Origin of the sequence: uncultured Anaerofustis sp. (assembly GCF_938029165.1) — a bacterium.
Classification (GTDB): domain Bacteria; phylum Bacillota; class Clostridia; order Eubacteriales; family Anaerofustaceae; genus Anaerofustis.
The window spans coordinates 85,729-101,268 of record NZ_CALHFB010000039.1 but is presented as its reverse complement, the minus strand read 5'-3'; the positions used below and the strand labels follow the sequence as shown (position 1 = coordinate 101,268).

Genomic DNA, 15,540 nt, shown 5'->3' with positions numbered 1-15,540 from the left:
AAAATAAATATTTTATACAATTTTCTACCAAATATTGTTGTAGTGCCTATAGCTAAAACCATAGACACTACATTTTAACATTTTTCTGAATAAAAATTCAATACTTTTTAAGAATTTAGTCTAAAATTCTGGCTCAATTAAGCCATATTGACCATCTTTTCTCTTATATATTACATTTACTGCTTCATCATCCGCATTTAGGAATACAAAAAACATGTGTCCGAGTAGTTCCATTTGTAATGCAGCTTCTTCCGCAGACATTGGTTTGATTGCAAATTTTTTGCTTTTAACGATCTTTAAATCTTCTTGTTCTACATCTTCTTCGCTTTCATCATATCTGATAGAGTCGGTTAATTTTCTTTTAAGTTTTTCTTTGTTTTTCTTGATTTGAGCTTCCAATTTTTCTATTGCTTTGTCCGCTGCATTTCTAACATCTCTATCTGATACTTCTACTCTAAGAAATGTAGAGTCAACCGTAACAGTGATTTCAGTTGTAACAAGGCCTCTTATTTCGCTTATCATAATGTTTGCTTTAGGATCTTTTGGAAAATATTTATCTAGTTTAGATAATTTCTTTTCCAGTTCCTTTTCAAGTAAAGCATAGTCACCATTATAATTTTTGAATTTAATGTCAGTTCTCATGTTATTTACCTCGTTTCTTTAATAAATGGTTTTGTACTAGAATATGAATTTAGTCTTTTTAATATTCTAGTAATATCTCTCAACAAACTTATCATTATTAATCAAACATCATCAACTATTTTTTTAATATTATTTCTTTTGATGGTTTAATTACTTTTAGGTAAATTTGTCTTGGTCATATTTGATTTGTTTTCGAACTAATTATGTTTTGGTTTGTTTTTAAATATATTATGTATTTGTATTTATCATATCTACTATATGTAGATTTATTTTCAAGTTATAATATGTATATATAATTATTAATTTATTTATATTATAACACGTTTTCATAAATTTTCTACTTTTATAGTCTTTTAATTGATATTTTTTTTGGAAGTTATGGTTAAAAAGTATATTTTATTTGCATTATGCTCAAGAAGGACTTTACTTATCTCGTTTATAGTTGCACTTGTCGTTAAAACATCATCAACAATTAATATTGTTTTACCTTTTATATCATTATCATTTTTAACACTAAATGCTCCTTTTAAGTTTGCTTTTCTTTCCTTTTCGCTAAGACCGATTTGATCTTTTGTCGCTATTTCTTTAATCACTATATCTTCTCTTAAAGGTAAGGTTCTTTTGTCACAAAAGCCCTTAGCTATTAAATATGCTTGATTATATCCTCTTTTTATAAATCTTATTTTATCCGAAGGGGTAGGGATGACCATATCTACTTCGCTTAGGAAGTCTAAATTTAAAGTATTTTTATATAAAACTTCACCTAAATTCATTGCAAGTCTTTCATACCCTCCGTATTTAATTTTCTTTATAATTCTCTTGGAATATTTATCATAACTCCATAAACTATAACCTGCCGTGAAATAATTTTCATCCTTTTCACAGTTTTCACAAATATTTGAATATCCGTCACTATCCATGGCTCTTCCGCAAATATCACATCTTCTGCTGTGTATCCATTCCATTTTATCATCGCATTTACTGCAGTAAATATCATCTTTATGGATTAAAATCCTATTGCAGACGCTGCATTTGGGATTTCTTGGAAACAATATTTTATTCATTACTTCTTTTATTACATTATTTTCCCTCATTTTTTTGTTTCCTTTATAAAAAGTCGTGCAGCCTTTTGGCAAGTGTAGTTTTTCTTTTATTCTTTTGAACACTTTTGATCATTGATTTAAGTCCGTTGACTTCTCCAATCAAAATGACCATTTCTTTGGCTCTTGTAACGGCAGTATATAATAGATTTCTGTTTAAAAATCCGGAATATCCGCTGAATATCGGTATTATAATGGCTTTAAATTCACTTCCTTGGCTCTTGTGTACGGTAATGGCATAAGAAAGATTTAATTCTTCCATTTGCTCTTTAGGGTATATAACTCTTTTTTCATCATCAAATATGATTTCAAGAGTTTGTTTTTCTTTATCTATTTTTTTGATTATTCCCATATCTCCATTGAAAACACCTTCACCTTTTTTAAGGGTATTTATATCTGTCCACTTGATTTGATAATTGTTTTTTATTTGCATTACCTTATCATTTTCTCTAAAGGTAGTCGAACCGTGCTGTATCTCATTTTTTGCATTATGTGCTGGATTTAATATATCCTGCACCGATTTATTTAGTTCGCTTACGCCTGCAAGTCCTTTTTTTAGTGGAGATATGATTTGAAAATCTTTTAGTAAATCATATTTTTTCAAAGGTGTATTTTTATAGTTGTAAACTATATTTAATATATTTCTTTTGATTTTTTCTTGAGTTATGGTGTTTATAAAATAAAAATCGTCTGCTTCTTTTTTTAGTATCGGCATCTTACCTTTATTGATCCTATGTGCGTTTGTTATTATCAAGCTTTCTTTATCCTGACGATATATAGTATCGAGTTTTGTAACGGGAAATATTTCACTTGATATTAAATCTGAAAGGACATTTCCTGCGCCCACTGACGGAAGCTGATCTATATCTCCTACGAATAGTAACGAGGTTTTAGGTTTTACAGCCTTTAAAAATGCATCAAAAAGAGAAATATCGACCATACTCATTTCATCAATTATTATATATTCGCTTTCTATGGTGTTATCTTCATTTTTACCAAATGACAGAAAGTGTTCGTCTTCCAATGTGTATTCATATTCAAGGAGCCTATGGATCGTTTTTGCTTCGCTTTTGGTGGACTCACTCATTCTTTTTGCAGCTCTTCCCGTAGGGGCTGTCAAGGTATATTTTTTACCTATACTTCCAAGGATATAAATAATAGCATTTATAATCGTGGTTTTACCTGTTCCGGGTCCCCCTGTAATTATAGATACTTTTGATTTTATTGCACTTATTACTGCCTCTTTCTGTGTTTTATCAAGGTTTATCTTGTTTATTTCTTCATACTTTTTAATGAGCTTATCAAAGTCAATTTCCTCATTGTCCTTTTCATTATAAGAAATTAAACTCATAAGGTTCTTGGCACTTTCGATCTCGCACTCATATAATTCTTTTAAAAAACATCTTTCTTCATCTTCCGTAACTTCGAGTATTACACTGTCATCTAAAAATAAGTTAGCTAAATTATGAGATATTATATCCTTGTTAACTCCAAGTATCTTAGCAACTTTTTCTTCGAGTTCATCCTTTAATATATAAGTATTGCCGTCTCTGTAACAACTGCTTAGAGTATATTTGATCCCGCTTATTATTCTGTAAGGGCTTTCCATTTCTATACCCACGCTCATGGCAATTTGGTCTGCCCTTTTAAATCCTATCCCGTATACATCATCAATCAGCGCATATGGATTTGTTTGAATTATGTTTAAAGTGTCTCCCTTATATTCGTCGTATAATTTTTTTGCATAGTTAGGTTTGATATTATATTTAGAAAGTTTTAAGACAATATCTCTCATATTTCCTTGATTTTTATATTCCAGCCCGACTAAAAGTGCAGTCTTTTTCCCTATACCTTTTACTTCTGAAAGTCTCATTGGATCTTTTTCTAAAATTTCCAGCGTTTTATCTCCGAAATGCTCTACTATTTCTTTTGCTTTTTTAGGTCCGATACCTCCGACCATTCCGCTTTTTAAATAGTTATAAATAGAATCGGTATCGGTAGGTATGACTATCTCAAGTTTTTCTACCTTAAATTGTTCTCCGTATTTTATATGATTGATATATTCACCTTCAGCTTCTATTTCTATTCCAGGTTTTAAATTTTCAAAATACCCAACAATGGTGATTAAAATATCGTTCACATCCACATCTGCAATTGTGTATAAGTTATCTGAATTGTGATATATTATCCTGTCTATCGTTCCCTTTATCGTTTCAACCATTTTTTTACCTCATTAATAGAAAAATTATATCATAATTAGTAAAAAAGTTATATAATCTATAGTTAAAAATTAAAAACTGTGATAATATAGGTAAAACGAAAGTTTTGAGAGGGAATTATGAAAAAGTTTTTATGTAGCATGCTTCTTATAATGTTGTCATGTGTATTTTTCTTTTCTTGTTCTTCTGTTAATAAGGCAGAACCGATAGGGGAGTACAGTGATGTACTGAAATCTTCTAATAAAATTGAAGTAATGGATAGAACTAATGATAAAGTTATAAAGGTAATAAGAGATAAAAAACGAATAGCAAAATTTGTGGATAATTTGCAGATAGATAAATGGAAAGCAAGCGATAAATCCAATTATAAACGTAGTGATAAAAGCTCATTTGATAAAGAATACTGCTATGAATACATATTAAGCGATGAAAAAGATACGAACAGCTTTGCTGTTTATAAGGATAAATCTGTCGTTAGATTCAAATCCATAGGTGCCAGATATGATTTTGCTGTACCCGATGATGTTGCAAATTATATGAGAAATGCAAATGAAATTTAAAACCTCACATAATATTTTTATGTGAGGTTTATTTTTATAATTTATTTTAACTCCAAATGAAGGATAGGGATGTGATTTCCCTGTTCGTCGTATTCATCTATTTTAAAGATTTTAAAACCCAGATGTTCATAAAATTCCAATACTTTAGGATTTTGTTCGTTTACATCAACATATTTTACATTCAAATTATTTATGACATATTCAATTAATTTTTTCGTAACCTGTGCCTCTGCTGTTTACTTCTACAAATAACATTTATATTTTATTATTTTCTATACCAATAAAACCTTTGATTTTATCATTATCTTTTATAATCAATAAATGTTGAATTTGCTTTAATGCTTCATTTACCATAGGATTTAAATTTTTAATATCATCTTCTTTTAAAAATATATGTGTAACTTTAACATTATCTTTCCATAAATTAACTAAACAATTTAATTCTTCTTCATTAATTTGGTTTATTTTTATTATATTTATTTGCTTCTTCTTAATTTAAGCAAAAATATTCATTACCAAGTCTGACTTTATTTTGCTTTTTATTTTTTAATAAAATCGTTGTTTCTTTCTTTTCTTTTGTAATAGGGTTTATTGCAAATTTATACAGACTTATTTTTTTATAAAGTTCCTTGTTTGAAAGTTCATTATATTCATTTAAGTATAATTCTCTGAAATCTTTGGATTTTAACATTTCAAAAACTTCTTCTTTGTTTAAAACTCCTATTTTTTCTATAAAATCTTTTTTTGGCTTTCTTATTTTCACATAACTTAAATAATCGAAGCTTAATAAATTATAGGCAATTTCTTCATCGTATGATTTTAGAAAATCATATAAGATTTCATATAAATCATCTTTACTTATACTTCTTTTAAATAATTCATTTTTTATAAAATAATCTTTTAGCATTTCATAAAAATCAAAAGGTGTATTTGCTATCCTATTTACAAAATATTCCAGTGTATTATAAAAATTATTTGAGTTAAAATACCTGTCTACGAGGAATTCTATATTTTTCAAATTAGATATATCTTCATAACTTAACCATTTATTTGATAATATTTCATATGGTGTAAAATCATTATATTTTAAATCATAATCTTTCTTTTTCTTTTCCATCATTGTTCCGTGAAGGATCTTTAAAAACCCAAGCTGAAGCATATGGGGTTTCAAATTATAAGCAAAGTTAAAACTTTCTTTAAATGAATTTAAATCTTCATATGGAAGACCCGAAATAAGATCCAAGTGTATGTGAACATTATCGTTTTTTAAGAGTTTTAGAACATTGATACCTATTTTTTCAGTATCCGTAGTTCTGTTTATTTCCTTTATGGTATGTTCGTTTATAGACTGTAGTCCAATTTCCAGCTGGAACATATCGTTTGGAGCTCTTCCAAGCAGTTCGATTATTTCATCGTCAAGTAAATTTGCACAAACTTCAAAATGAAATTTTGTATGTCTGCTGTTTTTTAGAATAAATTTAATTATTTCTTTTGCTCGTTTATTGTCGGCATTGAATGTTCTGTCAATAAATTTGACCAAAGGTATATCATTATCTATAAAGAACATTATTTCTTCTTTTACTTTATCTAAATCTCTGAATCTCAGGCTTTTATCCAGCTCCGATAAACAGTAGCTGCAGTTATACGGGCATCCCCTTTGGCTTTCATAATATATGATTTTATTTTCAAACTCTTTCATATCTATATTTTTATATGGAAATATGACTTTATTAAAGTCTATATGTTTTTTTATATAAGTGTAGTCTTTGGAATTTTTGTCAAATACATTTTCTATATTTATTTTTTCATTATTATTTAATCCGTCAAGCAGCTTATAAGTTATTTCTTCGCCTTCTCCCGCAGTTATATAATCTATAAAGTCGTAGTTATCAAAGTAATTCTTTGCATTGAAACTTACTTCACTTCCTCCAAGAACGATTTTTGCATTTGTCGTTTTCTTTAGTGACGAAGCAACTTTAAGAACGTACTCTATATTCCAAATATAAGAAGAAAATATGTAAACATCGCTTTTTTCATAGAATAGGTCTTCAATTACATTTTCCTCCAGCATATTTATATTATGTTGCTTTACATTTGCTTCAATTCCTTTTGGAATAGAGTTATTTAAAAGATAGTATACTGCTAAGTTTGTATGTGAATAGGCTGAGTTTATGCCTACTAAAGTTACTTTCATGTTTTTCTCCCTAATTAAAAAGTTATATTTAGAAGTATATCTTTTTAAATTAATAATTTAAAGGCTTTTATTGATTTTAATTGATTTTTAGGTATAAATTAATAAGATTACCATTATGTATATACTTGGTTTAAAGATTTGTATGGTATAATATCTCATAAAAGAGGATGATTATAAAGTTACATATTTTTTAATGAGAGGATTTTATATGAATAAGAAATTATATTATTTGTCACTGATACTATTACCTTTGTATTTGATTTTTGTTCTTCCTTACTTTGAAACAAAGTTGGATTATTATTATGATAGATTTTTAATGACAATGCAAGTAAGATATTGTATGGATATAATTGCCGGGATATTAGCTTCCATTTTTATTTTTATAATTGTTAAATATTATAATGATTATAAAACTGATAAAATAAATAAAATTATTTTGCTGTCGTATATTATATTATTATTAGTTTTATGGGGACTAAGTATATTTATGGTTATTCATTATTTTTTTAGTCCTTATACTTTGTTTTTTATTGTTGCTTTATATTTATTTATGTTTTTTGGTAAAGATGATAAAAAGGATAGTATTGACTGATAAGTTGTATATAAAATTGAAAATTAGAAAAGTTAGGGGCGCGGAATCTGCGTAGAAGGCGTAGTGCCCCGTATTGTTTGATATTAAAAAGAACCTTTGAATAGGTTCTTTTAATTATACGTTAAATCTAAAGAATATTACATCTCCGTCTTCAACGACGTATTCCTTACCTTCTACTCTTGTATATGCAAGCTCTTTTGCTTTTACATCGCTGCCGGCTTCCATGAGCTTATCATATTTAGTCACTTCCGCTCTTATAAATCCTCTTTCAAAGTCAGAATGGATTTTCCCCGCAGCTCCCGGAGCCTTTGTTCCCTTTTTAATCTGCCATCCCTTTACTTCTTGTTTACCAGCTGTTAGGAATGTGATAAGGTCGAGGATCTTATATCCTTCTTTTATTATTTGATCAAGTCCTGATTCCTTTATACCAAGGTCTTCAAGGAACATCTTCTTTTCGTCATCATCAAGTTCGCTTAATTCAGCTTCAATTTTTGCGCATACTTTTATTACTTCTATATTGGGATTGACTCCCTTTACGTATTCTTTTAATGCTTTGACATATTCGTTGTCTTCAAGTAAATCATCTTCACTGACATTTGCTGCATACATGATTGGTTTTGTTGTAAGCAGGTCTTGTGTCTTTAGATATTCACTTTCGTTTTCATCGAATTTATCTAAATTGATAAATTTGCCTTCTTCAAGATATTTTTTAGCTTTTTCAAGTGCTGCAAGCATTAACTTTTCTTCTTTTCTGCCGCTTTTAGCCGCTTTTTGAACCGCCAAAATCCTTTTATCTATAAGTTCCAAGTCAGAGAATATAAGTTCATAATTTATCGTTTCAGCGTCTCTGACGGGATCTATGCTTCCGTCTACATGTGTTATATTTCCGTCATCGAAGCATCTTACTACTTGGAGTATTGCGTGTACATTTCTTATATTCGATAAGAACTGATTTCCAAGCCCTTCTCCTTTTCCCGCATTTTTAACAAGTCCTGCTATATCCACGAACTCAACGGTGGCATAAATTGTCTTTAATGTATCATAAAGTTTACTTAAATTATCTATTCTGTGATCGGGAACATTTACTACCCCTACATTTGGTTCTATCGTACAGAAAGGGTAATTTTCCGCTCCCGCATTAGCTTTTGTAAGTGCATTGAATAATGTGCTTTTCCCTACGTTTGGCAGTCCTACTAATCCGATTTTCATATGTTTCTCCTTAAAATAATCTTTATAAAGTATATAATATATTTTTTCTTTAGTAAAGCCCGATGATTAAAATAGTTTTAATTATTGTTCTATAACGTTTTGTTTGTAATCGCTTCCCCATTTTATCATCGAATCCAATACAGGTTTTAGGCTTTCCCCGGTTTTGGTAAGGGAGTATTCTACCCTGGGCGGTACCTCCGCATATACTTTTCTTTTTATAAGTCCGCTTTCTTCCATATCTCTTAAATTGGAAGTCAACACTTTTTGAGATATGGAACCTATTGATTTTTTTAATTCTCCAAATCTTTTTGTTCCGTCAATCAAGTCTCTGATTATCAAAACTTTCCATTTATTACCTATTAAGGTAAGGGTCGTTTCAACGGGACAAACCGGTAAATCTTTATTCATTTTTAAATTTCCTTTCTAAAAATATCCTTATTATTGTCTTTATTTATCATAATAGTATCTATTGTATACTTTAGTTACCCAAAAGTGCTTACTTTACAAAAGAAGCTTTGTGGAATATTATAGCATTATAAAATAAAAAGTCAACAAGGAGGATATTATGAACGCAAAAGAATTATTAATTGTTCTTCGTGAAATAAAAGATGTTTCTTTTTCAAGTGTCGATAAAAATACAAATCCAAAATGCAGGATAATCGATGTAATGCTGGTGGAAGATGAAAAACTATATTTTTTGACGGCAAGGGGAAAGGATTTTTACAAAGAGTTAATGGCTAATAATAAAGTTGCCGTTACGGCTCTTACAGAAAATTTTGAATCTATAAGACTTGAAGGAAAAGCAAACAAGGTAGGAGATAATAAATACTATCTTGATAAAATATTTGAATGTAACCCCGTTATGAATGAAGTTTATCCTGGGGATAGCAGGGATATCCTGGATGTTTTTTGTATAGATAAAGGTATAATAGAATATTTTGATTTATCAAAACATCCGATTTACAGAGAAACTTTTTCTTTTGGAGGAGAAAAAATAAAAGATAAGGGGTATTTTATCAATGAAACATGTATAAACTGCAAAAAATGTTTTAATTTGTGTCCTCAGAGTGCAATTTATGAATTAAATGGTATAATGAATATAAAAAATGAAAATTGTCTTCACTGCGGTCTTTGTTATGAAAACTGTCCCGTTAAGGCAGTTGAAAGGTGGTAACGAATGAGTGAGATAATAAATTTATTTGTGGAGAGGAAATCTTTTTTTCTCGGTTTACTTCTTGAACATTTAAAGATTTCCATGACTGCAATAGTTGTCGCGGGAATTATAGGTTTGATTCTCGGGGTTTTAATAAGTGAATACCAAAAAAGTTCTAAATTTGTCCTTTCGTTGGTCAATTTTATATATACTATCCCTTCCATATCACTGCTTGGATTTTTGATCCCTTTATCGGGGATAGGGAATACCACGGCTATTATAGCACTTAGCATATATGCACTCCTTCCTATGGTTAGAAATACCTACACAGGTATAGTAAATATAGATGATAAACTTTTGGAAGCAGCAAAAGGTATGGGTAGTACCGATTTTCAAATATTATATAAAATAAAACTTCCCCTCGCTATGCCTGTTATTATTTCCGGGCTTAGAAACATGGCTACAATGACTATAGCATTAGCGGGTATTGCTTCATTTATAGGAGCCGGTGGATTAGGTGTAAGTATTTACAGAGGTATAACAACGAACAATACTGCTATGACTATAATAGGAAGTTTTCTTATAGCTCTCTTAGCTGTTGTGATCGATTTTATCCTTGGCATTATAGAAAAGAATATTACCAAGAGAAGAAATAAAGGTAAAAGCAAAAAACTTGTTATTTTTATTACTGTTTTGATAGTCATCTGTTTCGGAGTTTCAATGTTTAATACTTTTAATAAAAAGACAATAAATATTGCTTCAAAACCGATGACAGAACAATATATCATAAGTGAGATGTTAAAAGAAGTAATAGAAAGCGAAACAGATTTAAAAGTAAACTTGACTCAGGGAGTAGGGGGCGGAACTTCAAATATCCAGCCGGGTATGGAAAATAGAGAATTCGATATGTATCCGGAGTATACCTCTACGGGCTGGAACATGGTTTTAAAGCATGACGGTTTTTACGATGAAAAAATGTTTAATAAATTAAATAAAGAATATGATAAAAAATTTGATTTTACATGGGTTTGTAATTTCGGATTTAATGATACTTTCGGTTTGGCAGTAAGAAAAGATTTAGCCGAGAAATATGATTTAAAGACTTATTCCGACTTGGCAAAAGTTTCAAATAAGCTGAACTTCGGAGCTGAATATGATTTCTTTGAAAGAGTTGACGGTTATGAGGCTTTATGTAAAGAGTACGGATTTGATTTTAAGAAAACTACCGATCTTGATATAGGACTTAAGTATAAAGCAATAAACAATAAAAAAGTGGATGTAATGGATATATTTACTACTGACGGGCAGCTCAGCGTAAGCGATGTCGTGGTTCTTAAAGATGATAAAAATTTCTTTTCTTCCGCTATGTGTATGATGGTCATAAGAAATGAAATTTTAAATGAATACCCTGGAATCAAAATTGCACTTGCAAAGCTTGAAGGCGTACTTGACGATAATAAAATGGCGAAGATGAATTATGACGTAGAGGGTAACGGAAAAGATGCTAAGACCGTTTCTCATGAATTTTTAGTCAAAAATCATATTTTGGAGGATAAATAAATGAATAGTGTAATAGAATTTAAAAATGTATCCAAAATATACGGAGATAATACTGTATTAAAAGATTTTGATTTGAGTATAGAAAAGGGAGAATTCTTGACTGTTATAGGCAGTTCCGGTTCGGGTAAGACTACGATGCTTAAAATGATAAACAGTCTGATTGAACCCAGCGGGGGAGATGTATTCGTAGATGGTGTAAATAATAAAGACGTAGATAAGATAAAGCTTAGAAGAAATATAGGATATGCGATTCAGGGCAGTGTATTGTTCCCAAATATGAATGTTGAAAAAAACATAGCTTATGTACCTAATCTACTAAATAAGAAGGATAAAGAAAGAACTAAAAAAGCTGTGGAAAAGTGGATGGGTATAGTAGGTCTTGAGGATTCGTTCAGAGAAAGATACCCCGATGAATTATCGGGAGGGGAAGCTCAAAGAGTCAGTATTGCAAGGTCTCTTGCCGCAAGCCCGGAAATCCTTCTTATGGATGAACCTTTCGGTGCGGTAGATGAAATAACGAGAATGAAGCTTCAGGATGAAATCCTAAAAGTATATAATAAGACGGATATAACTATAGTTTTTATTACTCACGATATAAAGGAAGCGTTTAAACTCGGTACTAAAATCCTTATAATGGATAAAGGTAAGATTGAGCAGTACGGAACAAAAGAAGAAATACTAAATAATCCGGGAAGCGAATTTGTCAGAAATTTAATAAAGTCGGTTGGGGGTGTCGGTAATGAATAAAAACTTTGCAGATTTTTATGTTGATAATAAAAAGTGCATATCCTGTGGAAACTGTATAAAGGTTTGCCCTGGCCAGTTATTGAATTTTAATGAAGAAAAAAAGATTAAAATGAAGGAAATAAATTGTTTTGGATGGGATGGATGCTGGAAATGCCAGCATTGCCTTGCAGTATGCCCGGTTGGTGCTATTTCTGTTTTGAATAAAAAACCTCAAAATAGTATTCCTGTTCCTGACTATAGCAAGTCAGGTGACATTATGGATTCCATTATGGTTAACAGAAGAGCTCATAGGCGTTATTTAAATAAAAATGTAGATAAAAAAATTATAGAGAATATGTTGAATATTTTGCAGGCTGCGCCGAATGGCGGAAATAAAAGTTTGGTTGAATATGTTTTGATAGATGATAGGGATCAGTTGAAATATTTCCATGATTTGATTTACAAAAAAATGATAAAGCTTGCCCGCAAAGGAATATATGCAGAGGGGTATGATGAGAAGTCTTTTAATCAATTGAAGGTATGGGAAAAGATAGTTCGTCCCGATATGTTGTTTTGCGGTGCACCTCATGTATTAATACCGCATGCACCGATAGGCATAGGATGTTATGTCCAGGATGTAAATATAGCATGTGCATACTTTGAACTTTTATGTGCCTCCAGAGGTCTTGGAGCTATCCCCATGACGTATCCTTTAGATGTTTTGAATTTAATGCCTGAAGAAAAAGCAATGCTTCAAATTCCACAAAATCATTATGTATCTATGTTTATCGGTTTTGGTTATCCTGAAATTAAATATAGCAGGGGAGTACAAAAAGAGGATAATTTAAAAATCAAAATATTAAAATTTATATAATAAAAAAGCACTTACTTTTGTAAGTGCTTTAATTAAATATATTGGTAAGATGTATGTATATCAATTTTTGATATTCTTCATAAGCACGGCTTACTCTCAGTTCATATAATCTTCTCAATACTTCTTCATGATACCATCTATGTTTCTTTTTATCCGTTTCGCTGAAATGCTGCCATATGTTGTCTTTATAAACTTGAAAATCTCTGTCTATTTCTCTTAGCTTGGAGAGTTCATTTGAAAGGATTATGATTTTGATATCAATACATGCATTATCCAGCTTGTAGAGTATATTCTTTTTTGCTTCGCTCCATTCTTTGTCGTTATCTAAGTTATCTTCCATTTGCGTTAAATATAATAGTCTCTTAGCAACATCGAGTCCAAAATATTTTTTTACTTCGATTATATCGACATTTGTATTTTTTATAAGTCCGTGAAGTACGCTTGTTATAAGTACGCTTTCGTCACCGGTAAGAGTTGATGTAATAAGAAGTGTTTCCAGTGCATGGGATATATATGGTTTCCCCGATATCTTCCTTTTCATTCCCTGATAATAAAATGTGGCATATGTTACAGCCTGTCTTATGCTGCTTGTATACCATATATTCAAATCCTGCATAAAGAAGTTTTCAAATGTTTCAGCCTCGTCTCTGGTTATTTCTATGTATTTATCCGGATCTTCCTTTAGTTCATACTCTATATCTTTTCCTATATCTATTTGCCATTCGGTATCATTCAGCGTTATGTAATAGACTGATATAGAACTTACTTCGTATATCCTGTTACCTAAATCGTTGTAATAATATTTTACAAATAAATCTTTATAAAGATTATTTATTTCAATATATAATTCATTGGTATTTCTTTTTTCTGATAATGGATGAAGGATATTTAAAATTTCACTATAGTACCAAATCAGTTCTGTTTTATTTGTATCGTAATGCTTATAAATATTTTCTTTAAATGTTTTATAATCTTCTTTGAATTGTTTTAGCTTCTCTAAAAACTCTTTTGCGATTAATTCTTTTTCATTTAAAGAAGAGCTTTTGATTTTATCCAGTTTACTGAAATACTTGTCTTTTAAATTATCATAAAAAGCTTTTGTTTGTTCTTCTCTAATAGGATTGGTTTTAATATTTGTTAGATGTTTAAGCAGTAATTCTGTGTTAAAATTTCCCATTGTTCCAACTTGCCTTTCATATAAATTTATAAAATTTTTATATACCATCTGCAATTTTAAGGATTTTTTTGAACCAATTATTTATGGTCGAGCGGCTTATGGGCGGATCGAACATTCCCGACAGCTCATTCAAGGATGCGTCGGGATTATTTAGCCTCATTTTTGCTAAGGTAAGTATAGGCTCATCCAAATAATCCATTCCGTATCTGTCATTTATTTTGTTTATTGCATTTATTTGTTTTAAAGCAGTATTTACCGTTTTATCCATGTTGGCGGTTTCACAGTTGAGACGTCTGTTTACATTATTTCTCATTTCCTTTATTACTTTTGTACTTTCTATTTCAAGAACCGCATTATGAGCACCGATATTACCCAGTATTTCCGTTATGGTAGAAGAGTCTTTTGTGTATATTACATACTGTTCTTTTCTTTTTACGTATTTTAAGTTTATATCAATATTTTTAAGTAAATCGATTAGATTTTTGGCATATTCGAATTTATTGAATACGAATTCTATTTGGTATCCTTTTTTCTTCGGATCGCTGACATATCCCGAGGATAAGAATACACCTCTTAAATAATGCCTTATCTCGCTTATCGTAGGAAGTATATCTTCTTTGATGGTATTGTTTATTTCAAAACCGGCGCTGAAATTTATTATATTAAAATAATCCAGTATATTCATAGAATCAGCACTGTCCATTACGATCAAATTATATAAAAAATGCCCTTTTCTTAAATTGTTTTTCTTAGCTGCAATTTCTATATTTATAGAAAATACATCTTTAATAAGCGCAAAAATCCTTCTTGCAACAGAAGGGTTTTCGGTTTCAAATATTAAATTAAGCCTTCCTCTTCCTTTTAAAGAAAGAGAACTTATACAGTGAAGATATCCATATAATTCACATTCTTTTTCATATAAATTGTTTAAAGTTATATGGCACAAGTTATTTTTTATATCGCTGCAGAAACTCATGTGTACTCCTTAATTTATTTCAACAAAAGAATTCTCTCCGTTTATTACAACATTGACATTTTCTTTTATGGACGTAGGAATATTTTTACCTACATAATCCGCTCTTATAGGTATTTGTCTGTGTCCTCTGTCCACTAAAATAGCCAGTTGTATTTTTTTTGGTCTTCCGAAACTGAAAATACATTCGAGGGCTGCTCTCGTAGTTCTTCCGGTAAACAGTACATCATCTACTATTACTACCAGTTTATCGTTTATATCAATGTCCAGCTGTTCTATTTTTTCTGTCTTTTTTTTATCGTCTCTGAAAGGCGTTATATCCGCAAAAGTGACCGGTACTATCGTGTCTTCCATACTGCTTAAATGATTTGCGAGCATTTTGGCAAGAGAAACTCCTCCGTTTTTTACACCCACCACGACCAAGTCTTCCACTCCATGGTTCTTTTCCACAATCTCATAGGCAATTCTCTTAATGCTTCGATTTATATCATTATTAGTCATTAAAATTTTCATTTAAATCTCCAATAAAATATTTTGTTTTAATACTATATTATGTTATAA

At 30.2% G+C, this 15,540-nt stretch carries 16 protein-coding genes; 6 read left to right on the top strand and 10 right to left on the bottom strand.

The window, feature by feature from the left end; translation table 11 throughout:
• Positions 1-120 precede the first annotated feature (120 nt).
• From Q0516_RS05180 to Q0516_RS05170, 3 genes are all read right to left on the bottom strand, one after another.
• Positions 121-642 carry a sigma 54 modulation/S30EA ribosomal C-terminal domain-containing protein gene (locus Q0516_RS05180; RefSeq protein ID WP_007049661.1) on the bottom strand — a complete coding sequence of 174 codons (522 nt, stop codon included), beginning with the start codon at positions 640-642 and terminating at the stop codon, positions 121-123.
• A 353-nt stretch (positions 643-995) separates the two neighbouring features.
• Positions 996-1,736, bottom strand: coding sequence for a ComF family protein (locus Q0516_RS05175; protein WP_294463875.1), 741 nt, complete (start codon positions 1,734-1,736; stop codon positions 996-998).
• Positions 1,737-1,749: 13 nt separating this feature from the next.
• Positions 1,750-3,963: an ATP-dependent RecD-like DNA helicase gene (locus tag Q0516_RS05170; protein ID WP_294463874.1), complete on the bottom strand. Its 2,214-nt coding sequence runs from the start codon at positions 3,961-3,963 to the stop codon at positions 1,750-1,752.
• Positions 3,964-4,080: 117 nt separating this feature from the next.
• Between Q0516_RS05170 and Q0516_RS05165 the strand changes: the two genes are divergently transcribed.
• Positions 4,081-4,521 carry a hypothetical protein gene (locus Q0516_RS05165; RefSeq protein ID WP_257480514.1) on the top strand — a complete coding sequence of 147 codons (441 nt, stop codon included), beginning with the start codon at positions 4,081-4,083 and terminating at the stop codon, positions 4,519-4,521.
• A 41-nt stretch (positions 4,522-4,562) separates the two neighbouring features.
• Here Q0516_RS05165 and Q0516_RS05160 read toward each other — a convergent pair whose 3' ends face one another.
• Positions 4,563-4,706 (bottom strand): hypothetical protein, encoded by a 144-nt coding sequence (locus Q0516_RS05160; protein WP_294463870.1) that lies wholly within the window; start codon positions 4,704-4,706, stop codon positions 4,563-4,565.
• A 305-nt stretch (positions 4,707-5,011) separates the two neighbouring features.
• A complete protein-coding gene (locus tag Q0516_RS05155; protein ID WP_294463868.1) occupies positions 5,012-6,715 on the bottom strand; it encodes a B12-binding domain-containing radical SAM protein in 1,704 nt (567 codons plus the stop codon).
• Positions 6,716-6,923: 208 nt separating this feature from the next.
• Between Q0516_RS05155 and Q0516_RS05150 the strand changes: the two genes are divergently transcribed.
• Entirely contained in the window at positions 6,924-7,307 is a 384-nt protein-coding gene (locus Q0516_RS05150; RefSeq protein WP_294463867.1) for a hypothetical protein, read from the top strand.
• Positions 7,308-7,421: 114 nt separating this feature from the next.
• Here Q0516_RS05150 and ychF read toward each other — a convergent pair whose 3' ends face one another.
• Both ychF and Q0516_RS05140 read right to left on the bottom strand, forming a co-directional pair.
• On the bottom strand, positions 7,422-8,516 hold the full coding sequence (ychF, locus tag Q0516_RS05145; RefSeq protein WP_294463865.1) for a redox-regulated ATPase YchF: 1,095 nt from the start codon (positions 8,514-8,516) through the stop codon (positions 7,422-7,424).
• A gap of 81 nt (positions 8,517-8,597) precedes the next feature.
• Entirely contained in the window at positions 8,598-8,924 is a 327-nt protein-coding gene (locus Q0516_RS05140) for a helix-turn-helix domain-containing protein (RefSeq protein WP_294463863.1), read from the bottom strand.
• 157 nt (positions 8,925-9,081) lie between these two features.
• On the opposite strand from Q0516_RS05140, the gene Q0516_RS05135 reads away from it, so the two are divergent.
• The 4 genes from Q0516_RS05135 to Q0516_RS05120 are packed head-to-tail and all read left to right on the top strand — an operon-like array spanning position 9,082 to position 12,829.
• On the top strand, positions 9,082-9,690 hold the full coding sequence (locus tag Q0516_RS05135) for a 4Fe-4S binding protein (RefSeq protein WP_294463860.1): 609 nt from the start codon (positions 9,082-9,084) through the stop codon (positions 9,688-9,690).
• Between the two features lie 3 nt (positions 9,691-9,693).
• Positions 9,694-11,229: a glycine betaine ABC transporter substrate-binding protein gene (locus Q0516_RS05130; RefSeq protein WP_294463859.1), complete on the top strand. Its 1,536-nt coding sequence runs from the start codon at positions 9,694-9,696 to the stop codon at positions 11,227-11,229.
• On the top strand, positions 11,230-11,976 hold the full coding sequence (locus tag Q0516_RS05125) for an ABC transporter ATP-binding protein (RefSeq protein ID WP_294463857.1): 747 nt from the start codon (positions 11,230-11,232) through the stop codon (positions 11,974-11,976).
• Positions 11,969-12,829, top strand: a complete 861-nt coding sequence (locus tag Q0516_RS05120) for a nitroreductase family protein (RefSeq protein ID WP_294463855.1) — start codon at positions 11,969-11,971, stop codon at positions 12,827-12,829. The genes Q0516_RS05125 and Q0516_RS05120 overlap by 8 nt, the downstream gene beginning before the upstream one ends.
• Positions 12,830-12,857: 28 nt before the next feature.
• Here the strand turns inward: Q0516_RS05120 and Q0516_RS05115 are convergent, their stop codons facing one another.
• Genes Q0516_RS05115 through pyrR form a run of 3 tightly spaced genes read right to left on the bottom strand, consistent with a single transcriptional unit; the run spans position 12,858 to position 15,492 of the window.
• Positions 12,858-14,006 (bottom strand): HD domain-containing protein, encoded by a 1,149-nt coding sequence (locus tag Q0516_RS05115; RefSeq protein ID WP_294463853.1) that lies wholly within the window; start codon positions 14,004-14,006, stop codon positions 12,858-12,860.
• 37 nt (positions 14,007-14,043) lie between these two features.
• Complete coding sequence (gene whiA, locus Q0516_RS05110; protein ID WP_294463851.1) at positions 14,044-14,982, bottom strand: DNA-binding protein WhiA; 939 nt, start codon at positions 14,980-14,982, stop codon at positions 14,044-14,046.
• A gap of 9 nt (positions 14,983-14,991) precedes the next feature.
• On the bottom strand, positions 14,992-15,492 hold the full coding sequence (gene pyrR / locus Q0516_RS05105; RefSeq protein ID WP_117531703.1) for a bifunctional pyr operon transcriptional regulator/uracil phosphoribosyltransferase PyrR: 501 nt from the start codon (positions 15,490-15,492) through the stop codon (positions 14,992-14,994).
• Between the last annotated feature and the right edge of the window lie 48 nt (positions 15,493-15,540).